The following is a 23,153-nucleotide window of genomic DNA, read 5'->3' as shown; positions in this document are numbered from 1 at the left end:
CGCAGGCCTGCTCAGGCCATGCCGCCGCGCGCCGCGATCGGCCAGAGGCACTCCACCCGCCCCTTCCGGACACCGACATACCAGTCGTAGCGGTCCACGGTCGGGTCGCAGTGGCCGGGGATGAGCCGCACCTTCTCGCCGAGTCGCGGCAGCCCCTCGCCTTTCAGCGTGCCATGCTCATCCGAGGCGCCGGTGTAGAGGGTGCCGGGGAAGCCGTGGACCAGCGGCAGGCCGGAATCCACCGCGACCGCCTTGTGCCCGGCATCCACCACCGCGATGCCCGGCCGCGGCGCGCTCATCACCTGCGCCAGCACGAAGAGCGCGTGCCGGAAGGGCGGCGGATCCTGGTTGCGGCCGTAGTCGGCATCCATGAAGGCATAGGAGCCCGCCTGGATCTCGGTCCAGACGCCGCTCGCAGCCTCCAGCGCGAAGGTGCCGGTGCCGGCACCGCCGACGATGGCGCATTCGAGGCCGCGCTGGCGACACTGCTCCACCGTGCGCCGCGTGCCCTCGGCGGCGAAGGCGATGGCGGCGTGGCGTTCCTCGGGCGTGCGGCGGTGCTGCGCGCTGCCGTGATAGGCCTGCAGCCCACCGAAGATCAGGTGCGGGCTGGCGGCGATGCGCTCGGCGAGCGCGACAGCGGGCGGGCCCGGCTCCACGCCGCAGCGGCCGCCGCCGATGTCGATCTCGACCAGCGTGGTCATGCGGATGCCGGCGGCCTCGGCGGCCTGTTCGACCGCGGCGATGCCGGCGGCGTCGTCCACGCAGACCGCGACCTTCGCGATGCTGGACAGCGCCGCGAGCCGGGCCAGCTTGCGCGGCGCGATCACCTCGTTGCTGACCAGGATGTCCGGCACGCCGCCCCAGGCGAGTGCCTCGGCCTCCGCCACCTTCTGCACGCATTGCCCAACCGCGCCGCGGCGCATCTGGGCGAGGGCAACGACCGCCGATTTATGGGTCTTGGCGTGCGCCCGCAGCTTCGTGCCGGTCGGCGCCAGGAGCGCGGCCATGGTGTCGAGGTTGTGCTCGAAGGCGTCGAGGTCGAGCACCAGCGCGGGGGTGTCGATCTCCTCCTCGCGCATGCCGGGTTCGGCGGGCGGGTGCTGCAGCATCGGATGGTCCCTCAGAGGCTGGCGCGCAACGCATCCATGATGCGGTCGAGCTCTGCCATGTCGTTGTAGCCGTGGAAACTGAAGCGCACCCGGCCACGGCCGTTCCAGGCGAGCACGCCGCGTGATGCCATGGCCTCCACGATGGCGGCGGCGCGCTCATGCGCGATGCAGACATTCGCGCCGTGCCGCGCAGCGTCGTGCGGCGTGGTGGAGGCGATGCCGGCGGCGGCGAGCCGGTCCAGCAGAGCGACGGTCAGCCCCTGCACGTGCCGCTGCACCGCGCCACGCGGGTAGGCTTCCAGGACATCCATCGCGGCGTGCATGGCATAGACGCCGGCATGGCACGGATTGCCGCGGGTGAAGCGCCTGGCGTCCGGGCGCAACGCGAGCGGCTGCGCGTAGTCCGGCCGCCCCGCCATGACGACGGAATACCACCCCGCCGTCGCCGGCGCCCAGGCCGGCTGGCGCGCACGGTTCCAGTAGGCCACCGCGATCCCGGTTATCCCGAGCATCCATTTGTAGCAGGCGGAGAAGGCGAAATCTGTGACGGCGGCCTCGATCGGCAGCCACCCGCTGGCCTGGGTGAAATCCACCACCAGCATCGCGCCCGCACCATCGGCCACTCCGCGCAGCGCCGGCAGGTCGTGGCGCCTGCCGTCCACCATCGAGACGGCGCTGACGGCGATCATCCGCGTCCGCGCATCCACGGCCGCCGCCACCGCGGCCGGGTCCATCATGTCAGCGAAGCGCAGCGCCACGCCGCGCCGCAGCGCCAGCGGGGCGACGACCGAGGGGTACTCGTCGCCGGCGAGCACGACATTGTCGCCCGGCTTCCAGTCCAGGCTCTCAACGAGGATGGACATGCCCTCGGCGACCGAGGAGACGAGGCCGATCTCCTCTGCCCCTACCGACCAGAAGGCGGCGAGCCGGGCGCGCAGCCGATCGGCCTCGTCGTCCAGGCGCGGGCGGCTGGCCGGGCCAATGGACTTGTCCTCGGCGTGGCGTTCGAGCGCCGCGGCCTGGGTGCGCAGCACCGGCGTCTCGCCGCCGGCGCAGACATGCACGGCGCCGGGCGGTATGCGGAAGGCGGCAGGGTCGAACAGCGGCACGGCGTGTCTCGCGGGGTTGCGTTCGGCCGCCAGACTGGCACGGTCGGGGCAGAGGAAACAGGCGGGCATGGATTTTCGCGAAACCGACACCCAGTGTTCCGTGCGGGAGGCGATCGAACGGCTCTGCGCCCGCTTCGGCGATGCCTATTGGCTGGAGGCGGACAAGGGGCACCGCTTCCCGCACGAATTCCACCAGGCGATGGCGGCGGAAGGCTGGCTCGGCATCTGCATGCCGGAGGAAGTGGGCGGCGCCGGGCTCGGCGTGGCCGAGGCGGCGGTGATGATGCAGGCGATCGCCGAATCCGGCGCCGGGATGACCGGCGCCTCCGCCGTGCACATGAACATCTTCGGCCCGATGCCGGTGGTGGTGTTCGGCACGCCCGAGCAGAAGGCTCGCATGCTTCCCCCCCTGATCGCAGGGCGGGAGAAAGCGTGCTTCGCGGTGACGGAGCCGAACACCGGCCTCGACACCACCCAGCTGCGCACCTTCGCCGAGCGTCGGAACGACCGCTACGTGGTGCATGGGCAGAAGGTGTGGATCAGCACCGCGCAGGTGGCCGACCGCGTGCTGCTGCTGGCGCGCACCACCCCGATCGAGCAGGTGCGCAAGCGCTCCGAAGGGCTGAGCCTGTTCTACACCGCGCTGGACCGGACGAAGGTCGAGGTGCGGGAGATCCCCAAGATGGGCCGCCACGGCGTCGATTCGAACCAGCTCTTCATCGACGGGCTGGAGATCCCGCTGGAGGACCGGATCGGCGAGGAGGGCAAGGGCTTCGACTACATTCTGCACGGGCTGAACCCGGAGCGGATCCTGGTCGCCGCCGAGGCGGTCGGCATTGGCCACGCCGCCATCGCGCGCGCCGCGGGATACGCGAAGGAGCGCGTGGTGTTCGGCCGCCCGATCGGCCAGAACCAGGGCGTGCAGCACCCGCTCGCGGCGTGCTGGATGAAGCTGGAGGCGGCGCGGCTGATGACCATGCAGGCTGCCTGGCGCTACGACAGCGGCCTGCCCTGCGGCGCCGAGGCGAACGCCGCGAAATGGCTGGCGGGCGAGGCCGGGTTCGAGGCCGCGCATACCGCGGTGATGACCCTCGGCGGCTATGGCTACGCGCAGGAATTCCACCTGGAGCGGCTTCTGCGCGAGAGCTTCATCCCGCGCATCGCGCCGGTCAGCCCGCAACTGGTCCTGTGCTACATCGCCGAGCGCGTCCTCGGTCTGCCGAAGAGCTACTGATGCAGATCCTCGACGAGTTGGACCGCGCGGCGACGCGCATCGAGACGCCCTGCGGCGACGGCATCATGGTTTGGCGGGTGTGGAATGCCGGCGCCGGCAGCCCGCTGGTGCTGCTGCACGGCGGCAGCGGATCCTGGCGGCACTGGGTGAAGCAGATTGCGCATCACGCGCCGCGGCGCTGCGTCATCGCGCCCGACCTGCCCGGCCTCGGCGACAGCGCCATGCCGCCCGAGCCGCACGATCCGCCACACAGCGCGCGCATTGCCGCCGCGGGCCTGCGCCAGGTGCTCGGCGAGCAGCGCGCGGAGCTGGTCGGCTTCTCCTTCGGCGCCAATGTCGCCGGCCATGTGGCGGCGGAGCTCGGCGACGCCATCCGCAGCCTCATGCTGGTGGGCGCGGGCTCGCTCGGCATGCCGCGCAATGCCGTGCCGCTCGAGAAAGTGCGCGACAAGGCGGGCGAGGCGCGGCTCGCCGCGCACCGCTTCAACCTGCACTCCCTGATGATCGCCGACCCGGCGCGCATCGACGACCTGGCTCTGGCGATCCAGGAGCGGAACACCGTCCTCGCGCGGTTCCGCAGCCGCGGCTTTGCCAACGCCACGATGCTGAAGCAGGCGTTGGCGCGCACTTCCATGCCGCTCTGCGCGCTGTGGGGCGAGCGCGACCAGGTGGCTTTCGGCCACATTCCCGAACGCATCGCCGCGGTGCGCGAGGTTCGCCCCGATGCGATGGCAGAGGTGGTGCCGAACGCCGGACACTGGACGATGTACGAAGCACCGGAGGCCTTCGGCGCAGTGATGGATCGCTTCCTGCGCAGCGGCGGCCAGGCCGTGCCGGCCTGACGCCCTTCAGGCCGGGTCCGGCACTTCGAGTTCCACCAGCGGCGCGTGCTGCTGGCCGCCATAGGCATCGCCGTCGTCGAGATCGCACTGCACATAGGGGCGCGGGATGGAAATCTTGATTGCGCGCGCCGCATCGTGCTCGAAGAACATCACCTTCTCCTCCGGCACGCCGTAGATCGCGGCGAAACGCGCGCGCGTGAGCACGCGGGAGGCGACGACGTGGCGATAGGTCGCCTCGTCGTCGAACATCACGTCGAAGGTGAGCGTGAAGGGCCCTGCATTCTTCGAGCGGATCAGCTTGGCAAGGTCGCCCAGGATCGGCATGGCGTCAGACCTCCAGCAACTCGGTGCGGAACATCTCCTGCGGGTCGTCGGGGACCACGATGTGGTTCAGCGTGAAGCGGTAGACCGGCCCCTTGTCCATCTCGGATGGCGTGAAGGGGAAAGCGAGCCCGCTGATCAGCCCGCCCCATTCGGGGATCGGGAAGTGCAGCGCGAAATGCGCGAAGGATTTCGCGATGGCCTTGGCCGTCTTCTGGTCCGCCGCCGTCACGGTGATCAGCAGGCAGACCTCATGTCCGAGCTCCGCCGCGCGCGGCTCCAGCTTGCCCATCACGCCGTCACGGCCATAGATGCGCACGCGGATCGCGTAGTCGCCCGGCGCGACGCGGCCGCGGAACACCTCCTGCACACGGTCGGCGAAGCGCGACTGCATGGCCGCCAGCCAGCTGTCGAGCTGGCGCAGGATGAAGGGCTCCCGCACGCCGGCGACGATCACGCTCTGGTAGCCCGCGAGTTCCGCGCCTTCCAGCTTGATGGTGGTGCGGTTCGCCTTGTTGAAGGCGCTGCCGGTGACGCGCACGGTGCGGTCGTCCAGCGCCTCGTAGCGGGCCCGGGTGGTGTCGATGGTGCCGGATGGCTCGGTGATCAGGAAGGGATCGGCGTTCTCATACAGCGTATGCGCCGCGATGCTCTGCGGCGTGCAGCGGCTATCGGGATCGAGCGGCGCGATATCGAAATGGTCGTCGCGCACCCACGCGAAGATGCTGTCCGGGCGCTTGCGGAAGGCGGTGGCGGCGGTGCCGCATTCCAGCGTCTTTGCGGCGTGCCAGGCCGGCCCCTCCCCCGCGCCGCGCATCACCGGCACGGCCGCGAAGAGCGAGGTGTCGGTGGCGCGACCGCACAGCACCACCTGCGCGCCGGCCTCGATGGCGGCCGCGATCGGCTCATGGCCCATGGCCCCGACGATATGCGCGCTGCGCTCGATCACGCCCTCGTCCAGGTCGGGCGCCGGATCGAGCGGCAGGATGCGGCCTTCCGCCAGGCGGCGCTTGAGGTAGCCCTTGTCCTGCTCGCTGTGGATCAGGGCGGCGCGAAACCGCATGCCTTCCTCGCGCGCGATGTCGAGCACGATGTCGCGCACGCCTTCCAGCCCGGCATCGCCGCCGCCAAAGCCGCAGGAGCCGATCACCATCGGCACGCCGAGCTGCAGCGCGCCGCGCAGCATCAGCCGCAGGTCACGCCCCACCGCCTCCGGCGAAAAGAATGGCATTCCGGCGCCGAGATAGGCTGGGCCGCCATCGGTGGAGCCGGCATCGCAAGCGATGACTTGCGGTTGCAGCGCCACCCCGCGGGCGAAGGAGGATTCGAGGAAGCCCGAGCCGAGCATCCCGGTTGCAGCCAGCACCCTGACCTCGGTCATGCCTTTCCTCCGTCGATGGCGGCAGCATGATGCGCCGTGGCGGCGCTGACCGCCAGCCGCCTGCCATGCGGCCATGGACAGCACCACCGGCGCGGTGGATCGTCCTGCCGGCGGCGCGGCGCCGCGCCCTGCCAAGAAGGAGTTGCGCATGACCGATCCCCTGCGCCGAGTGCTGATGGGCGTGGTCGCGCCCGCCACCAACATCACGGTACAACCGGAGATGGAGGCACTGCGGCCGGCGGGCGTCATCAACGCCCATGCGCGCATCCCGAACCGCGACCAGGCCGTGGCCTCGGACGCCGACACGCTGGCGGTACGCGCGGCGATGGTGGCGGGGCTGATGGACGCGCTCGATACGCTCGTGCCCTGCCATCCGGATCACTGCGCCATCGGGGTGATGGTGGAGAACTTCGCCGGCGGTGGCGAGGCCGGCGCGAAGCTGCTGCGAGATGCAGAGGAACGCCTCGGCTGCCCGGTAACCGACGTCTCCTCCTCGCTGCTGGCGGCGCTGCAGGCACTGTTTGGGCGGCCGGCGCGCATCGCGGTGCTCACACCGTTCATGCCGGTGGGCGATGCCGCCGCGCGGCGGCTGTTCGAGGAGGCGGGGCACGAGGTGGTGCGCCTGGTCGGGCTGCGCGCACCGAGCCCGGCCGCCATCGCGCTGCTGCCGGAGCAGCGGCTGCGCGACGCCTTGCGCGAACTCGAAGGCCCGGAGGTGGAAGCCATCGTGCAGGTCGGCACCAACCTGCCGTTCGCGGTACTTGCGCAGGCGGCGGAGACGCTGTTCGGCAAGCCGGTGCTGGCGAGCAACCCGACCACCTACTGGCACGCCTTGCGCCGTGCCGGCGTGACGCAGCCCTTGCCGGTGCCGGGCCGGCTGGCGGAGTTGTAGCGCCTCAGGTGCCGCAGAAGGTCGCCAGCACGCGTTCCTCAGGCTGCGGCGGCGTGGCGTAGCGCTCCCGGCCGGGCTGGTCGTCGAAGGGGCGCGACAACACGGTGAGAAGTTCCTCGAAGGGGCCGAGGTCGTCCCGCTCCATCGCTGCGGACAGGGCCTGCTCGACCAGGTGGTTGCGGGGGATGAAAGCGGGGCTCACCGCGCGCATCGCATCGCGGCGCTGCGCGGGCGTCGTCGCCTCCTCCGCGAGCCGCGCGCGCCAGCCTTCCGCCCAGGAATCGTAGGCCGACGGGTCGCGGAACTGCGCGCGCACGGCCGCATCATCGTCCGCCGCCGCATCGGCCAGGTGGCGGAAGGTGAGCGTGAAATCGGCCTCGTTCTCCTGCATGCGCGTCAGCAGGTCCTGCGCGAGTTCGGCGTCGCTCTCACGAGGCGCCGCGATGCCGAGCTTGCGCAGCAGGCCGCCGAGCCACGCGGCCTCGAAGCGCGGCGCGAAGCGACCCAGCGCTTCCTGCGCGCCCGGGATCGCCTCCTCCTCGGTGCCGGCCAGCAGGGGCAGCAGAGTCTCGGCGAAGCGGGTCAGGTTCCACATCGCGATGCGCGGCTGGTTGCCCCAGGCATAGCGGCCGCCGTGGTCGATCGAGCTGAACACGGTACCGGGGTGGAAGGCATCCATGAAGGCGCAGGGGCCGTAGTCGATCGTCTCGCCGGAGATCGTGCAGTTGTCGGTGTTCATCACGCCATGGATGAAGCCCACCAGCATCCAGCGCGCGATGAGCTCGGCCTGCGCGGCGATCACCGCATCGAGGAAGGCAGCATACGGCGCCTCGGCCTCGGCGGCCGCCGGGTAGTGGCGCGCGATGGCGTGGTCGGCGAGCACCCGCACGCCCTCCACATCCTGCCGCACGGCGAAGAACTGGAAGGTGCCGACGCGGATGTGGCTGGCCGCGACGCGCGCCAGCACCGCGCCAGGCAGCGCCGTCTCGCGCCGCACCACCTCCCCCGTCGCGACCGCGCCGAGGGTGCGCGTGGTCGGGATGCCGAGGGCGGCCATCGCCTCGCTGACTAGATACTCTCGCAGAACCGGCCCAACCGCCGCGCGGCCGTCGCCGCCGCGTGAGAAGGGCGTGCGGCCGGAGCCCTTCAGCTGAATGTCGCGTCGCCTGCCATCGGCGCCCACCACCTCGCCAAGCAGGATCGCCCTGCCGTCGCCGAGCTGCGGCACGAAGCCGCCGAACTGGTGGCCGGCATAGGCCTGCGCGAGCGGCTCGGCGCCTTCCGGCACGCGATTCCCGGCGAGCACCTCCACGCCCTCCGGCCCGGCGAGCCAGTCGGGATCGATGCCGAGGGTGCGGGCGAGCGTGGCGTTCACCTTCAGCAGCCGAGGCGCCCCGACCGGCGTCGGGTCGAGGCGCGCGAAGAAGCGCTCCGGCAGGCGCGCATAGGTGTTGTCGAAAGGGATCTGCATGGTCCGCAGATCGGGTGCCGGATGCCCGGGGGCAAGGCGTCACGGCATCAGGCAGGGCACCCCGGCGCGCTCGGCCACGCCGCGCAGCTGGGCGGCCAGCGTCGGCGAGACGGGGATGCCCTCGCGCAGGCGGCGCTCGCGCGAGTCCGCCTCGGGGTCGCCGGCGACCAGCACGGGCAGCGCCGGATCGGCGGGCGGTGTCGCGTGCAGCACGTCGATGGCGTCGTCGAGGTCGGATTCGAATGCCCCTTCCTCCCGGAACGCCGTGGGATCGAGCGCCATGAAGAAGTGGCCGATATTGTCGGGATCCTGCGGCCGCTGCGTGCGCACGCGGATCGGCGAGAAGGAGGCGCCGGAGAGCACGCCGCCCAGGATGTGCGCCATCATGCCGAGGCCGTAGCCCTTGTGGCTCGACATCTCCGCCGTGCCGCCGACTGGCGTCAGGCCGCCTTCCGGCTGCTCCTTGATGACCTCCCAGGCCGCGTCGGCATCGGTGATCGGGCGGCCCTGCCCATCCAGCACCCAGCCGGCCGGCAACGTCTTGCCCTGCAGGCCATAGACGCGGACCTTGTTGGCCGCGACGGTGCTGGTTGCCATGTCGAGCCGGAACGGACGGTTGCGCGCCGCCGGCGCGGCGAAGGCGATCGGGTTGGTGCCGAGCACCGGGACCGCCGCGCGCGTCGGCACCACGCCGATCGTGCGCGTGGCCGAGGTGACGAGGCCGAGCAGGCCGTGCTTCGGCGCCATCGCCGCATAATGCCCGGCGGCACCGAAATGGTGCGAGTTGCGCACCGCCACGACGCCGACGCCGGTTGCCTTGGCCTTGAGGATGGCGAGATCCATCGCCATCACCGAGGCCGGATGGCCGAGGCCCGCATCGGCATCCACCAGCGCCGTGACCAGGCTTTCGCGCACCACCCGCGGCCGCGCCTTCAGGTTCAGCCGCCCTTTGCGGCGGCTCCCGTCATAGTCCATCAGCATGGAGATGCCGTGGCTGTCCACGCCGGCCAGGTCGGTCTCGACCATCACCTCGGCGGTGACCTGCACCGTTGCAGGGTCCATGCCCCAGGCGCTCAGCACGGAGACGATCTGCGCGTGGCAGGTCTCGGCGGGAACCAGATGAATCTCGGACATCGTCGCCCTACGCCTCCAGCGCCTTGCGCAGCCCGGCGGTCCATTGCCCGGCCGCAGCGGCGAGAAAGGCGGTGTCCGCCTGGGTGGTGACGAAGCGCACACCGCGCTTCACCGAAGCAGCCTGGCGGGCTACGTCGCGGTTGCCGCCGCAGCCGGCGAAGCCCCCATGCCGCGCCGTGGCGGCGATGGCACGGTCCATCGCCTCCACCAGGATGGGATCGTCGAACTGGCCTGGCTTGCCGAGCGAGGTCAGCAGGTCGTTGGCGCCGATATGCACCACGTCCACGCCCGGCACCGCGGCGATGGCCTCCAGGCTGTCGAGGCCCTGCGCCGTCTCCACCATGCAGCAGACCAGCGTCGCCGCGTTGAGCGCCGCGCTGGCCTGCGCGACCGGCACGCCGCGGAAGTCGAAATGCGGATAGCCGCCGGCTACCGAGCGCCGCCCCTTGGGCCGGAACAGGCAGCGGTCCACCGCACGCTCCGCCTCCGCCGGCGTGTTGACGTCGGGGAAGACGATACCGCCGGCACCGTTGTCGAGCAGCAGCGCAACATCGGGGTCGTCAATGCTGCGCACCCGCACGAGCGGCACCACGCCGAGCGCCGCCGCGGCCTGGCAGAGGGTGGCGATGGTCTCCGGGTTGAAGACCGCGTGCTGTGCATCGATGAAGAGGAAATGGTGGCCCGAAGCGCGCGCCACGCGGGCGATGTCAGGCGAGCGGGAAAGGCGGACGCTCATGCCGAACACCGGCTCGCCCGCGCGCATGGCGGCGCGCAACGGGTTCTCCGGCAGGGCCTGTGCGGTGCTCATGGGCGGGCGTCTCCAGGGTTCTCGACGTGGAGACTGCGACGGGATGCCGCGCCCTCCAAGGGGGCGTGGCGGGAAAGCAGCTAGGCGCTGCCGTGCGGCCTGCTACAACCCAGGGCGGCGCGCCGGCTACGGCGCTGCACTCGCGAAGAGACTTGGGGAGAGGACGATGAATCGCAGGCAGGTACTGCTCGGCGCAGCGGGGCTTTCGGGCCTGGGTGCGTGCATGCCGGCGCTGGCGCAGCCGCATCAGGGCGCCTGGCCGGTCCGCCAGGTGCGCATCGTCATTCCCTTCGCCGCCGGCGGGCCGCAAGACATCCCGGCCCGGATCATCGCCGACCGGCTGGGCCAGCGCCTCGACGCCAGCTTCGTGGTGGAGAACCGCCCCGGCGCAGGCGGAGGGCTCGGCTCGCAGCATGTGGCGCGCTCGGCGCCGGATGGCGCCACGCTGCTGTTCATCTCGGCCTCCATCTCGATCCTTCCCGTGCTGCGGCCATCCCTGAACTTCGATCCGGTTCGCGACCTCGACCCGCTCAGCATCGTGGTGGACCTGCCCGCGGGGCTGATGGTGCGGCTGGACTCGCCGCATCGCTCGCTGGACGACCTGCTGGCCTTCGCCCGCGCCAATCCGGAGAAGTTGAACTACGGGTCTGGCGGGGTCGGCTCGGCCAACCACCTGACCACCGAGCTGTTCGCCTCGATGGCCGACATCAAGCTGACCCATATTCCCTACCGCGGAATTTCGCAGGCGGTGAATGCGATCTACGCCGGTGAAATCGACCTCATCTTCGGCAGTTCCATCGAAGTGCTGCAGCATGTCCGCCAGGGTCGCGCGCGGCTGCTGGGCGTAACCACCGAGCAGCGCGTCGCCGTGGTGCCGGACGTGCCCGCCATCGCCGAAAAGGTGCCGGGCTACGCCGCCCCCAACTTCTTCTCGATGTTCGCCCCGAAGGGTTTCCCGGCGCCGCTGCGCGACCGCCTGGTGGCCGAACTCGCGCTGCTGCGCGAAGATGCCCAGCTGAAGGACCGCATGGACGCTGCCGCCGGCGTGATCCGCCTCGACGGCCCCGGCCCTCTTGCGGCCAGACTGCCGGACGAGATCGGCAAATGGCGCCGTGTCGTCGCGCAGACCGGCATCCGCCCCGAGTGATCCAGGAGGGAGCCTCCCCATGACCATCGTCAACCCGCTCGACATCGCCCCGATCCAGGGCTCGGTCAGCGAGGCCGAGTGGCAGGCGCGCGTGGACCTCGCGGCCTGCTATCGGCTCTGCGACCGCTACGGCATGTCCGACATGATCTACACCCACATCACCACCCGGGTGCCGGATGCGCCGGACCAGTTCCTCATCAATCCGAACGGCATGCTGTTCAGCGAGATTACCGCCAGCTCGTTGCTGAAGGTGAATATCGAGGGCGAGGTCCTCTACCGGCCACAGACGCCCTACGGGCTGCATCCGGCGGGCTTCACCATCCACAGCAGCATCTACCGGGCGCGGCCGGATGCGAAGGCAGTGATGCACACCCACACCGTCGCCGGCATGGCCGTCTCCGCGCTGAAATGCGGGCTGCTGCCGCTGACGCAGACCGCAACGCGCTTCTACGGCCGCATCGCCTATCACGACTTCCGCGGCCCCGAGCGTGACCCGGCGGAGCGCGAGAGCCTCGCGCGCAGCATCGGCGCCCGCAACTACTGCATCCTGAAGAACCACGGCCTGTTGACCATCGGCGACAGCGTCGCGGAGGCGTTCATCGCCATGTGGGGGATGGAGCGCGCCTGCCAGGCGCAGCTGCAGGCAATGGCGTGCAACACCGAGCTGGAGATGCCGTCCGACGAGGTGGTGGCGAAGTCCTGCGCAATGTACGATCCGCCCAACTCGCGCCGCTACGGACCGCTGGAATGGCCCGGCCTGCTGCGCCAGGTGGACCGCACGGATCCCGACTTCCGGAACTGAGCCTACAGGGGCAGGCGGCGCACGATCACGCCGCCTGTTCCAGCGTCGGCCGCGAATCCTTGATCGTCACGCGGCGCACGTCGCGCGGATGCCGTCGATCCTCGAAAGGCCGCGCGCGGTGCATGGTGCAGCGGTTGTCCCACATCACAAGATCATGCTGCCGCCAGACATGGCGATGGACGAACTCGCGCTGGGTCGCGTGCTCCGTCAGGTCACGGATCAGCGCCAGTGCCTCCGGCACCAGCCAGCCGCGAATGCGGCCAATATGCGAGGAGAGATAGAGCGAGAGCCGCCCGGAGCCTTCGTGCCGCCGCACCAGGCGCTGCGGCACGGGAGCGAACTTCACGCGCTCCTCCTCGGTGAACTCGGTGAAGCCGAGTACGGCGCGCGAGAACAGCAGCGAATGCTCGCAGACCAGGTCACGCAGCTTCGCCTGCATGGCGGCAGGCAGCGCGTCCCAGGCGGCACGCATGTCGGCGAACTCGGTGTCGCCGCCTTCGGGCGGGATCACGCGGGCATGCAGCAGCGAGTATTTCGCCGGCGTCGGCTTGAAGCTGCTGTCGCTGTGCCAGAGCTGGTTGCCCAGGTTGAACATCCGCCGGCGGTCATCGGCCTGCAGCAGCCGGCCGTGCTCGTCGAGATTCGAGATGTCGTTCATCTGCGCGTGCTTGAGGCGCTGCTTGTGGGTGTCCACCGCAGCCGGCTGCTCCTCCATCGGGCCGAAGTTCAGGCCGAAGGCCATCTGCTGGTCGTCGTCGAGATCCTGGCCGGGGAAAACCAGCACCGCATGGCGATCCAATGCCGCCTCGATCTCGGCGGCCAGGGCCGCCGTCAGCGGCGCACGGAGGTCCACGCCCTCCACCCTGGCGAAGAACAGCGGATGCAAGGGAGTGACGGTCAGCCCCATGGTCATGTCTCCTCCTTCGATGCCCGCAGCGCCCGCCACACCCGTTCCGCCGTGAGCGGCAGGTCCAGCTGCGTCGCGTCCGCGCCGGCGAGCGCATCGGCCACTGCATTCGCCACTGCCGCCGGCGCGCCGTTGGTCGGCAACTCGCCAACGCCCTTGATGCCGAGCGGGTTGTTCGGCGAGGGCACCGGCACATCCACGAGTTCGAAGCGCGGCAGCGTGTCGGCGCGCGGCATGGCATAATCCATCAGCGTTGCGGCCAACAATTGCCCGTCCGCGTCGTAGCGCGCGTCCTCGCACAAGGCTTGGCCGATGCCGGCCGCGAAGCCGCCATGCAGCTGGCCGGCAAGCAGCATCGGGTTCACGACGGTGCCGGCATCCACGGCGGCGGCGAAGCGGTCCAGCCACACCTCGCCGGTCTCCGGATCGAGCTCGACCTCGCAGAGCGCGATGCCGGCCGGCCACGTCTCCACCGTATCGGCAAAGTCGGCGCTGCCCTGCAAGCCGCCAAGGCGCGCGACCACCTCGAACAAGCCGACGCGGCGGTCCGTACCGACGATCCGGTAGGCGCCATCCTGCCATTCGACATCCGCCGGCGCCGCTTCGAGCAGATCGGCAGCCGCGTCGCGGCCGCCCTCGATCGCGGCTTCCGCGGCACGCGCAAGAGTGGTGGTGGAAACGATGGTGGACGAGGAGCCGCCCGTGCCGCCGCCGCGCGGGATGGTCGCGCTGTCGCCCTGCAGGATGCGCACGCGCGCCGGCTCCACGCCAAGTGCCGCCGCCAGCACCTGCGCATAGGCGGTGGCGTGGCCCTGGCCCTGGCTTTGCGTGCCAGTGCGCGCCAGCACGCTGCCATCCGGCAGCAACTCGACGAGGGACGTCTCGTCGCCCCAGCCGCCGGAGCCGTGCAGATGGCAGGAGACGCCGCGCCCCCGACGAAGCCCGCGCGCCTCCGAATCGGTGCGCCGCGCCGCGTAGCCGGCGGCATCACCCACATCGAGCGCCGCATCCAGCAGCGCATGGTAGTCGCCGCTGTCGTAGCGGTAGCCGAGTGCGGTGCGCCAAGGAAAGGCCTCGCGCGGCACCAGGTTCAGGCGGCGCAGTTCAACAGGGTCGCGCCCGGTCTGGCGCGCGGCAAGGTCCACCAGGCATTCCAGCAGCACCAGCGCCTCCGGCTTGCCGGCGCCGCGCACCGCATCCACCGGCGCGGTGTTGCTGAAGGCGCAGCGCATCGCGATGTGCGCGGCGGGAATCGCGTAGAGGCCGGTCAGTACCTTCGCCATGCCGCCGGTCGGAATGGTGGGCGCGACGGTCGAGACATAGGCGCCGAAATTCGCCACCGCCTGCACGTCGATCGCCAGGAACCGGCCCTCCGCGTCCAGCGCCAGCGTGGCATCGGCGACCAGATCGCGGGCGTGGGTGTCGGCGAGGTGATGCTCGGTGCGGTCCTGCACCCAGAGCACATCGCGCTTCAGCCGCATGGCGGCGAAGCAGGCGAGCGCTTGTTCGGGATAGGGCGGTAGCTTCGGGCCGAAGCCACCGCCGACATCCTCGGTCACCACGCGCAGCCGCTCGCGCGGCAACTTCAGGATGTGGTCGCAAAGAATGCGTTGCAGGACATGCACGCCCTGTGAAGGCGTGGTCAGCGTGATGCGTTGCGCGGCCTCGTTCCACTCGGCGAGCGCGGCACGGGTCTCCATGTAGCCGGCCAGGATGCGCGGCGAGCGGTGGCGCAGCCGCGCGACATGCGCGGCGCGCGCCAGGGCGTCCCGCACAGCCGCCTCGTCGCCCTTGCGCCAGTCGCAGACCAGGTTGCCGGGCGCTCCCTCGTGCAGCTGCGGCGCGTCCGGCAGCAGCGCGGCCTCGCCCGACACGACGGCGGGCAGCGACTTGTACTCCACCGCCACGGCCTCGGCGCCGCTGCGCGCGGCATGCGCGGTTTCGGCCACCACCATCGCGACGATCTCGCCGACATGGCGCACGCGATCTGGGCAGATGGGCAGGCGCGGCGGCTCGACGTGGCGGCGCCCGGAAGCATCGCGGATCTCGGTGACGGCGGGGCTGTGCCCGAGGCCGGTCGCGAGCGTGTCCGCGGCGGTGAACACGGCGACGACGCCCGGCATCGCGAGCGCATCCTGCGTCGCCACCTCGCGCACCAGCGCATGCGCGTGCGGCGAGCGGACGAAGGCGGCGTGCAGCGCCCCGGGCGACGCGCGGTTCGCGGTGAAGCGGCCGCCACCCGTCAGCAGGCGTGGATCCTCGATGCGCCGCAGCGGCTGGCCGAGCCCGGGAAGCACGTCGAACGCCATCGTTCCTCCCCCGGATCAGCAGGCGCCGCGGCGAAGCGCGGCCTCAGCTCGCCGCCTGGCCGATACGCGCAAGACGGTCCATCACCTCCTGGCCGACCAGCGGCACGCCGAGCCTGGCCCAGGTCGGGCGCATCGCCTCGCGCCACTCCGCCCGCTGCTCCGGCGTGAGCGTGTGGATGGTGGCGCCGAGCTCCGCGATTCGCCGATAGGCGTCTTCGTTCACCTTCTCGGTGGACTCCCAGTTCCATTCGGTGGCGCGGCGCAGGCTGGTGCGCACCGCCTCCTTCTGCGCCGCCGGAAGCCGGTCCCACCACGCCTTGTTGGTGCAGACGATGTAGAAGTCGAGGATGTAGCCGATGCGCGTGATCTGGTTCGCCACCTCATAGAGCCGGCTGGCGAGCCAGGCATTCGCCACGGGTTCGACTGCATCGATCACGCCTTGCGAAAGCGCGGTCGGCACCTCAGCCCAGTTGATCGTGACGACATTCGCATCGAGCACGCGGAACGCCTCGACGTAGTTCGCACCGGGCGGGACGCGGATCTTCACGCCGCGCATGTCGCCCGGCCGCAGGATCGGCGTGCCGCGCCGGCCGACATCGCGCGGGCCGTTCAGCCAGAAGGCCACTGGCTCCATGGCCTTGGCGCGCAGTTCCCCGAACAGTGCGTTGGAGATCTGCTCGTCGTCGATCACCGCCTGCAGAGCGCGCGGCGTGGGCAACAGATAGGGTAGCCCGAGCACCGCGATCTTCGGCGCCGTCGCTGCATAGACGCCGATCGCCGGTGAAATGAACTGGATGGCGCCGAGCTGCAGCGCCTGCACTTGGCCACGCTGGTCATAGAGCGTCCCGGAATGATGCAGATCCACCCGCACGCGGTCGCCGAGCGCCTGCTCCATCTCACGCTTGAACAGCTCCCAGGTCTGGCCCTTCAGCGTCGGGCCCTGGGTGTCGTTGTTGACGATGATGCGGAGCGGGGATTGCGCCTGCGTGGGCGTGGTGCCCGGCACCGCAAAGGCCGCGCCGAGCGCGCCGGCGGCTACCGTTCGCCTGGTGAAGGCTGCCATCTCGTTATCCTCCCACGGTTTCGGCCCGTCGGGCCATGATCAGAACAGGATGCCCGGCAGCCAGGTGGACAGGAAGGGCAAATAGGTTACCAGCCCCAGCATGACCGCCACCACCGCCACCCAGGGCAGGCAGGCGACCACGACCTGGTGGATCGGGACATTGGCGATGCTGGACGCGACATAGAGATTGATGCCGACCGGCGGCGAGATCAGGGCAAGCTCGATGTTGACCACCACGATGATGCACAGATGCAGCGGGTCCACCCCGAGCGAGGTGGCGGCCGGAAAGATCATGGGCATGAACAGCAGGATCATCGGCACGCCATCCATGAAGATGCCGGCGACGATCAGCACCAGGTTGACCAGCAGCAGGAACAGCCATTGCGGCATCTCCATCGCCACCAGCCACGCCGACAGCGCGGCCGGCACGCCTTCCTGCGTCAGCATGAAGGAGAACAGGATCGCCATGGTGGTGATCCAGAAGATCATTCCGATCCGCGGGGTCACGTCGAGGATGACGCGGAACAGGCCCGGCAGACTGGTCTCGCGGTAAGCCAGAGTACCGATCAGCGCAGCCAGTGCCGCGCAGACCACCGCCGCCTCGGTGGGTGTGAAGATCGCCCCTCCCTGGTAGCGCACCCCGCCGAGATCGAAGGCGGGGAAGCCGTAGATGCCGATCAGCAGGAAGACCGGCAGGCTGAGCGCCGGCAGCGCATCCACCAATGCGTGGCGCCGCTCCGCCCAGGATTGGCGCGGGATGGATGGCACGCCCTCGCGGATCGCCAGATGGCGCGCGAGCAGCATCAGCATCACGCCGAGCAGCAGGCCCGGCAGGATGCCGGCGACGAAGAGCCGGGGAATCGAGGTCTCCGTCAGGAAGCCGTAGAGAACCATCGGGATCGAGGGCGGCAGCAGGATGCCGAGCGACCCCGCGGTGGTCATCGATCCGACCGCGTAGCGCTTGGAGTAGCCGTGGCGGAGCATCGCCGGGATCATGATGCCGCCAACAGCCGCGACCGTCGCGCCGGACGAGCCCGAGATCGCGGCGAAGAACATGCAGGCCAGCACGCCGGTCATCCCGATGCCGCCACGCAGGTGCCCGACCAGCGCGGTGGCGAGCGCCACCAGGCGGCGAACGATGCCGCCCGATTCCATGAAGGCGGCCGCGAGGAAGAAGAAAGGCACGGCCATCAGTGTCGTGCTGTCCACGTTGGACAGGACCTTCTGGCCGATCAGCGGCAGCGGGATGGGGTCGAACAGCATCAGCGCGACCAGCGTCGCGGCGCCGAGCGTCACCGCGATGGGCAGGCCCAGCACGACGAGCACGAGGAACAGGATGACCGCGGTGGCCGTTGCCATGGCGCCGCTTACCTCAATGCGCCGGCGGCCGTGGCATGCCGGGCTCGGTGCCCGCCGCCGCATGCCAGGGATCGCCCGAGGGCGAGCGGATCGTCACCGGCAGCAGCGCGAGGTAGCGCACGCACATCAGGGCCAGGAACAACGGCGTGACGAGATAGGTCACCCATTCCGGCACGCCGCTGTCCACGTTGCGGGTGCCGACCATGATCAGGAAGTCGGTGTAGCCGATCGCGGCATAGAGCAGGACGGCACAGAAGACGAGGTTGACGAGCAGGCCGAAGATCTCGAGCGGTCGGCGCCAGCGCGCACCAAGGCTGTTCACCAGCACATCCACGCGCACATGCAGACCATCGCGCACCGCACGCGAGGCACCGATCAGCGCAGCCCAGATGGTGAAGTATACGAAGGCCTGCTCCGACCACACCACGCCGGTGTTGAAGCCATAGCGTGCGACCACCTGCGCAGTGCCGACCACCAGCGCGGCGGAGAAGAAGAAGACCATGCCGAAGGTCTCGATGCGGTCGATCAGCCGCAACAGCACGGACATGCGCCGCTCAGCCCAGATGCCAGCGGCTGATGAAGCCCTTGCCGCCCTGCGGCACGAGAACGGCATCGCTGTCGGCGTAATCGGCATAGAAGACGTAGGCGCCCTCCACCGTCACGCTGCGCACCGCGCTCTGATGCGTGTGGGTGTTGACCACATGTGCGATCTCGAGCGGCAGGGCATGCGCGAAGACCTTGTGGGTGGCATAGACGGCGTGCTGGATCAGCTTGCCCATCGCGCTCTTGCGGCCGGGCAGCACCGGCCCGCCGGAAGGCGCGCCCTCGGGATCGGGTTCGCACTCCATCGGCTTGCTGACGTCGTGCAGCAGGCACATGGCGATCAGCTTGTCGCGGTCGTAGTCGGTGCCGCTATGCGCCTTGCCGGTCTCGGCCAGGGCCAGCGCCATGCGCGTGACGCCGCGGACGTGGTCGATGAGGCGCCGGTGCTTCTCCGCTTCCAGGTTCTTCGGGATATCCTCCAGCCGGTCCCAGGGGCATTCGGCGGCGATCTCAAGCCAGATCGCGATAACGCCGCGGCGCAGCGTCGGGTCCTGGATCTCCGCGATCTCGGGAAAGATCGCGGCAAGCCCGGCCTCATCGATGTTGATCGGCATCTCAGCGCTCCACCGTCTCGGCCTCAATGCGGTAGAAATCCTCCAGGCCGATGATGTCTTCCACTGCTTGGCGCGCGGTGCGGAAGGCGCCCTCGTCCATGGCCGTATAGGTGCCGGTCGCGCGCAGTTCCTTCAGCATGGTGCGGTTCGCCTCGAACGCCGTCAGCAGCATGATCTGCGCATCGATACAGGCGACATAGCCCATGTCCTTCAACTCCTGGATCGTGAAGATGGGCCGTCCGTCACGGTTGCCGCGGCTCATGACATAGACCAGCGGCAGCCGGCACTCGCGCGCCGCGCGCTCCGCCTCGGCCGGGTTGCGCGGGAAGAGCAGGCCGAGATCGGCGCCTTCGTCCGCGGCGCGGTTCAGCCGCGGCACCGCTTCCTCCAGGCCCAATTCCCGGCAGGTATCGGTGCGCGCGATGATGACGAAGTCCCGGTCCACCTCGTCGCGCGCGCGGCAGGCGTAGCGGATCTTCAGCGCGAACTCCTCCGGTGGGCAGGCGTGCACCTGGTACTTGTGGTAGTGCGCCCGCTTTGGGAAAAGCTGGTCCTCGATATGGATTCCGGCGATGCCCGCGCGTGCGAATTCGCGCACGGTGCGCATGGTGTGCAGCGGCTCCCCGAAGCCCGCGCCGGCATCGGCGACGAAGGGGATCTCCACCGCCGCCGCGGCCTGGCCGGCGATCTCCACCTGCTCCGTCATGGTCAGCAGCGGCTCGCTCACCGCCCGGGAAGCGCCGCTGACATACCCGCCGACATAGGCGGCTTCGAAGCCGGACGCGGCCACCAGCCGTGCGCCGAGCGGGTCGTACACCGCGGGCATGTGCAGGAACGTCCGTGCCGCAATGAGACTGCGCAACATGGCGGTCTTGCTTCCCATGGCGTCCTCCCGCGCAGGCGGCTTCCTGGCTGCGCCGCAAGAGGCTGCGGCGGACGCCGCAACCTGTCAACGCGGACCCGGTGGCAATTGACGGACCCGCGTGCGATGCGGCCTTATCGCGGCGGCGCCGCGACGGCGTCTGACGGCTGGAGGACAGCAGCATGGCAGAGCGCAGCGTCCTCGTCATCGGCGCCGGGATCGTTGGGCTGGCCATCGCATGGCAGCTGCGCCGGCAGGGCGCGCAGGTCACAGTCGTGGACCCCGAACCGCCTGGCGAAGGCGGCGCGAGCTTCGGCAATGCCGGCGCAATCAGCTCCAGCTCCGTTGCACCGCTGGCGATGCCAGGTTTGCTGAAGCAGGTGCCGCGCATGCTGCTCGACCCGGCCGCACCGCTCCACGTGCCGGCGAGCTACTGGCTGCGCGCGGCGCCCTGGCTGCTGAGGTTCGTCGCCGCCGCGCGCCCCTCCGTCGTCGCCCGCGCAGCCGCAGCACTGGATGCGCTGCAGCGCCTTGCCACCGAGCAGCACCTGGAGCTGGCACGCGAGGTCGGCGCGCCGGAGCTGATCCACGCCAACGGCCATCTCTATCTCTATCGCGACGCGGAGAAGCTGGCGAAGGATCAGGCTGGGTGGGACCTGCGGCGTGCCCATGGTGCGCGCGTGGACATCCTGGACCGCGCCGGCATCGAGGCGCTGGAGCCGGAGGTCGCCCCGGCCTACCGGATCGGCGTCTTCCTGCCCGACCATGCCTGGTGCGCCTCGCCTCACCGCTATGCGCAGGCGGTGGCAGCGGCGTTCGTTGCAGCCGGTGGCGAGATCCGGCGTGACCGCATCCGCACGCTCACCGTCGAAGACGGGCGCGTCACCGGTGCGCTGGGCGAGGCTCGCTCGCACCGGGCGGACGATATCGTCGTGGCGGCGGGCGCCTGGTCGGCGCGGCTGCTCGCGCCGCTCGGCTACCGCATCCCGCTGGAGACGCAGCGCGGCTACCACGTGAACCTGCAGGATGCCGGCATCAGCATCAGCCGCCCCGTCGTGCCGGCGGATCGGAAGGTGTTCATCACGCCGATGGAAGGCGGGTTGCGCGTCGCCGGCACGGTGGAATTCGGCGGCCTCGACCGCGCACCGAACGAGGCGCGCGCGCGCCTGCTCTATGACGACCTGGCGGCGGTGTTCCCGCAGGCGCGCTTCGCCGGCACGGAGGGCTTCTGGATGGGCCACCGCCCCTGCCTTCCCGATTCCGTGCCGGTGATCGGTCCCGCGCAACGCCTGCGCGGGCTATGGTTCGCCTTCGGCCACGGCCATCTCGGCTTGACCGGCTCCGCGCCCACGGCGCGGATGCTGGCGCCGGCGATCCTCGGACGTCCGACCAACGTGGACTTCGCACCCTTCGCTGCGGAGCGCTTCGCCTGACGCAACACGCGTCGGGATGACAGTCAGCGCGCATCCGCGCAATGTGGCGAGGCAGGATGAGAGGCAAGGCAGGTTGGAGAAGGCGATGCGACGCTATGCGACAGGACGGCCGACGGTCAGCGGCACGCGCCATGCCATCAGCGCCGGCCACTACCTGGCCGCCGCTGCCGGCTACGCCATCCTGGAAGCCGGCGGCAATGCGGTGGATGCGGGCTGCGCGGCAGGGCTCGCACTCGGCGTGCTGCAGCCTGACCTGGTTTCCGTTGCGGGCGTCGCGCCGATCCTGATCCGGCTGGCCGACGGACGGACGGAGACGATCGCCGGCCTGGGCCACTGGCCCGCCAGCCTGCCGCCCGACGTCTTCATGCGCGAGCACGGCGGCGAGATGCCCTCCGGCGTGCGGCGCATGGTGGTGCCGGCCGCACCCGATGCCTGGATCCAGGCACTGGAGCGACATGGCACGATGAGCTTCGGTGACATCGCCGCCGCCGCGATCCGCTTCGCCGAGGAGGGCTTCGCCACATACGACCTGCTCGCCGAGAGCATCGGCGCGCACGAGGCGGAGTATCGCCGCTGGCCGCAGAACGCGGCGATCTTCCTGCCCGGTGGCCGTGCGCCACGGCTCGGCGAGAAGTTCGTCCAGGCCGATCTCGCACGCAGCCTGCGCCACATGGTGGAACAGGAGCGCGCGGCCGCGTCGGGCGGCCGTGCCGCCGGCCTCGCCGCCGCGCACGCCGCCTTCTACCGCGGCGACCTGGCGCGCGAGATCACGCGCTTCATCGCGCAGGAAGGCGGGTTTCTCTCGATGGAAGACCTCGCCGGCTTCCGCTCGCGCATCGAGGCGGTGGTGGCGCGGCGCTGGCGCGGGCACGAAGTGATGGTCTGCGGCCCCTGGTGCCAGGGACCTGCTCTGCTCGAGGCGTTGCTGATTGTCGAGCGCCTTGGCCTTGACGGGTTGGAGCACAATTCGGCCGACTACCTGCACGTGATCACCGAGGCGCTGAAGGGCGCACTGGCGGATCGCGAGTATCACTTCACCGACCCGGCGCTGGGCCATGTGCCGCTCGATGAGCTCCTGTCGGAGGCGCATGTGGCGGCACGCGCGGCCGCGGTGGATCGCGCACGCGCCCATCCCGGGCTCCCGGGGCCGCTACTCGCCGGTGGCACTGCGCTGCCGCCGGCAACCGGCGAGGCGCTGCCGAAAGTCGAGGCCGATACCTCCTACGTGGCGGTGGTGGACCGCTGGGGGAACGCCTTCAGCGCCACGCCATCCGACGGCTCGTGGAACGTGCCGGTCGTGCCGGGGACCGGTCTCGTCGTCTCCGGCCGCGGCTCGCAGAACCGGCCCGACCCGGCGCATCCGGCAGGGGTGGCGCCGGGAAAGCGGCCGCGGCTCACGCCCAACCCCGCATTGGTGGTGACGCGCGACGGCGGGTTGATGCCGTTCGGCACGCCGGGCGGCGACGTGCAGATCCAGGCGATGCTACAGGTGCTGCTCAACGTGCTGCATTTCGGCATGGAGGTGCAGGAGGCGATCGAGGCGCCGCGCGTTGCGAGCTATTCCTTCCCCTCGTCCTTCGCTCCTTACGAGTTCTTTCCCGGCCGCCTCGCGGTGGAGGCACGCATTCCGGCCGAGGTGCGCGATGCGCTGGCCGCCCGCGGCCACGAGGTTCGCCTCTGGCCGGATACGACCTGGCTGGCCGGCAGCGTGGAAGCCGTACTCAGCGATCCCACCACGGGCCTTCTGCACGCCGGTGCCGACCCGCGTCGCCCGGCCTACGCGATCGCCGGTTGAGGGCGACTGCGGATC

Annotated in this window: 21 protein-coding genes; 7 read left to right on the top strand and 14 right to left on the bottom strand. The window is 70.4% G+C overall.

The annotated features are described in order from the left end of the window. Positions 1 to 11: 11 nt before the first annotated feature. Positions 12 to 1,112 carry a DSD1 family PLP-dependent enzyme gene (locus tag ACESM1_RS12030; RefSeq protein ID WP_372620354.1) on the bottom strand — a complete coding sequence of 367 codons (1,101 nt, stop codon included), beginning with the start codon at positions 1,110 to 1,112 and terminating at the stop codon, positions 12 to 14. Between the two features lie 11 nt (positions 1,113 to 1,123). Beyond that, positions 1,124 to 2,290, bottom strand: a complete 1,167-nt coding sequence (locus ACESM1_RS12025) for an aminotransferase class V-fold PLP-dependent enzyme (RefSeq protein WP_372620353.1) — start codon at positions 2,288 to 2,290, stop codon at positions 1,124 to 1,126. On the opposite strand from ACESM1_RS12025, the gene ACESM1_RS12020 reads away from it, so the two are divergent. After that, positions 2,289 to 3,455, top strand: coding sequence for an acyl-CoA dehydrogenase family protein (locus ACESM1_RS12020; protein ID WP_372620351.1), 1,167 nt, complete (start codon positions 2,289 to 2,291; stop codon positions 3,453 to 3,455). The two genes, ACESM1_RS12025 and ACESM1_RS12020, sit on opposite strands and share 2 nt — an antisense overlap. Then, positions 3,455 to 4,297: an alpha/beta fold hydrolase gene (locus ACESM1_RS12015; RefSeq protein ID WP_372620349.1), complete on the top strand. Its 843-nt coding sequence runs from the start codon at positions 3,455 to 3,457 to the stop codon at positions 4,295 to 4,297. The genes ACESM1_RS12020 and ACESM1_RS12015 overlap by 1 nt, the downstream gene beginning before the upstream one ends. Positions 4,298 to 4,303: 6 nt before the next feature. Here ACESM1_RS12015 and ACESM1_RS12010 read toward each other — a convergent pair whose 3' ends face one another. After that, positions 4,304 to 4,621: a DUF4387 domain-containing protein gene (locus ACESM1_RS12010; RefSeq protein WP_372620347.1), complete on the bottom strand. Its 318-nt coding sequence runs from the start codon at positions 4,619 to 4,621 to the stop codon at positions 4,304 to 4,306. Between the two features lie 4 nt (positions 4,622 to 4,625). Further along, on the bottom strand, positions 4,626 to 5,999 hold the full coding sequence (locus tag ACESM1_RS12005; RefSeq protein WP_372620346.1) for an acyclic terpene utilization AtuA family protein: 1,374 nt from the start codon (positions 5,997 to 5,999) through the stop codon (positions 4,626 to 4,628). Positions 6,000 to 6,072: 73 nt separating this feature from the next. On the opposite strand from ACESM1_RS12005, the gene ACESM1_RS12000 reads away from it, so the two are divergent. Further along, the gene (locus ACESM1_RS12000) at positions 6,073 to 6,891 is read left to right on the top strand and encodes a hypothetical protein (RefSeq protein ID WP_372620344.1); all 819 of its coding nucleotides are present in this window, start codon (positions 6,073 to 6,075) and stop codon (positions 6,889 to 6,891) included. A 4-nt stretch (positions 6,892 to 6,895) separates the two neighbouring features. On the opposite strand, the gene ACESM1_RS11995 is transcribed toward ACESM1_RS12000, so the two are convergent. Genes ACESM1_RS11995 through ACESM1_RS11985 form a run of 3 tightly spaced genes read right to left on the bottom strand, consistent with a single transcriptional unit; the run spans position 6,896 to position 10,304 of the window. Beyond that, positions 6,896 to 8,362 carry a protein adenylyltransferase SelO gene (locus ACESM1_RS11995; protein WP_372620343.1) on the bottom strand — a complete coding sequence of 489 codons (1,467 nt, stop codon included), beginning with the start codon at positions 8,360 to 8,362 and terminating at the stop codon, positions 6,896 to 6,898. A 39-nt stretch (positions 8,363 to 8,401) separates the two neighbouring features. Further along, complete coding sequence (locus ACESM1_RS11990) at positions 8,402 to 9,496, bottom strand: Ldh family oxidoreductase (RefSeq protein WP_372620341.1); 1,095 nt, start codon at positions 9,494 to 9,496, stop codon at positions 8,402 to 8,404. Between the two features lie 7 nt (positions 9,497 to 9,503). After that, positions 9,504 to 10,304, bottom strand: a complete 801-nt coding sequence (locus ACESM1_RS11985; protein WP_372620340.1) for an HpcH/HpaI aldolase family protein — start codon at positions 10,302 to 10,304, stop codon at positions 9,504 to 9,506. Positions 10,305 to 10,470: 166 nt separating this feature from the next. Between ACESM1_RS11985 and ACESM1_RS11980 the strand changes: the two genes are divergently transcribed. Both ACESM1_RS11980 and ACESM1_RS11975 read left to right on the top strand, forming a co-directional pair. Then, on the top strand, positions 10,471 to 11,451 hold the full coding sequence (locus tag ACESM1_RS11980; protein ID WP_372620338.1) for a Bug family tripartite tricarboxylate transporter substrate binding protein: 981 nt from the start codon (positions 10,471 to 10,473) through the stop codon (positions 11,449 to 11,451). A gap of 19 nt (positions 11,452 to 11,470) precedes the next feature. Further along, positions 11,471 to 12,253 (top strand): class II aldolase/adducin family protein, encoded by a 783-nt coding sequence (locus tag ACESM1_RS11975; RefSeq protein ID WP_372620337.1) that lies wholly within the window; start codon positions 11,471 to 11,473, stop codon positions 12,251 to 12,253. Positions 12,254 to 12,278: 25 nt separating this feature from the next. On the opposite strand, the gene ACESM1_RS11970 is transcribed toward ACESM1_RS11975, so the two are convergent. Genes ACESM1_RS11970 through ACESM1_RS11940 form a run of 7 tightly spaced genes read right to left on the bottom strand, consistent with a single transcriptional unit; the run spans position 12,279 to position 19,931 of the window. Then, positions 12,279 to 13,166: a TauD/TfdA dioxygenase family protein gene (locus ACESM1_RS11970; protein ID WP_372620336.1), complete on the bottom strand. Its 888-nt coding sequence runs from the start codon at positions 13,164 to 13,166 to the stop codon at positions 12,279 to 12,281. Then, a complete protein-coding gene (locus ACESM1_RS11965; protein WP_372620334.1) occupies positions 13,163 to 15,469 on the bottom strand; it encodes a xanthine dehydrogenase family protein molybdopterin-binding subunit in 2,307 nt (768 codons plus the stop codon). The genes ACESM1_RS11970 and ACESM1_RS11965 overlap by 4 nt, the downstream gene beginning before the upstream one ends. A gap of 43 nt (positions 15,470 to 15,512) precedes the next feature. After that, a complete protein-coding gene (locus ACESM1_RS11960; protein ID WP_372620332.1) occupies positions 15,513 to 16,532 on the bottom strand; it encodes a TRAP transporter substrate-binding protein in 1,020 nt (339 codons plus the stop codon). A gap of 39 nt (positions 16,533 to 16,571) precedes the next feature. Then, complete coding sequence (locus ACESM1_RS11955; RefSeq protein WP_372620331.1) at positions 16,572 to 17,891, bottom strand: TRAP transporter large permease; 1,320 nt, start codon at positions 17,889 to 17,891, stop codon at positions 16,572 to 16,574. 13 nt (positions 17,892 to 17,904) lie between these two features. After that, positions 17,905 to 18,438 carry a TRAP transporter small permease gene (locus ACESM1_RS11950; RefSeq protein WP_372620330.1) on the bottom strand — a complete coding sequence of 178 codons (534 nt, stop codon included), beginning with the start codon at positions 18,436 to 18,438 and terminating at the stop codon, positions 17,905 to 17,907. 7 nt (positions 18,439 to 18,445) lie between these two features. Further along, a complete protein-coding gene (locus ACESM1_RS11945) occupies positions 18,446 to 19,048 on the bottom strand; it encodes an HD domain-containing protein (protein ID WP_372620328.1) in 603 nt (200 codons plus the stop codon). A gap of 1 nt (position 19,049) precedes the next feature. Continuing rightward, positions 19,050 to 19,931: an oxaloacetate decarboxylase gene (locus tag ACESM1_RS11940; protein ID WP_372620326.1), complete on the bottom strand. Its 882-nt coding sequence runs from the start codon at positions 19,929 to 19,931 to the stop codon at positions 19,050 to 19,052. 161 nt (positions 19,932 to 20,092) lie between these two features. Here ACESM1_RS11940 and ACESM1_RS11935 point away from each other — a divergent pair, with 161 nt between their 5' ends. Further along, on the top strand, positions 20,093 to 21,343 hold the full coding sequence (locus tag ACESM1_RS11935; protein WP_372620324.1) for an NAD(P)/FAD-dependent oxidoreductase: 1,251 nt from the start codon (positions 20,093 to 20,095) through the stop codon (positions 21,341 to 21,343). Between the two features lie 85 nt (positions 21,344 to 21,428). Next, positions 21,429 to 23,138 carry a gamma-glutamyltransferase family protein gene (locus ACESM1_RS11930; RefSeq protein WP_372620323.1) on the top strand — a complete coding sequence of 570 codons (1,710 nt, stop codon included), beginning with the start codon at positions 21,429 to 21,431 and terminating at the stop codon, positions 23,136 to 23,138. The last annotated feature ends 15 nt before the right edge of the window (positions 23,139 to 23,153 follow it).

The organism is Falsiroseomonas sp., assembly GCF_041690465.1.
In the GTDB taxonomy this organism is placed as follows: Bacteria; Pseudomonadota; Alphaproteobacteria; order Acetobacterales; family Acetobacteraceae; genus Falsiroseomonas.
This window is presented reverse-complemented; position numbering and strand designations above follow the sequence as displayed.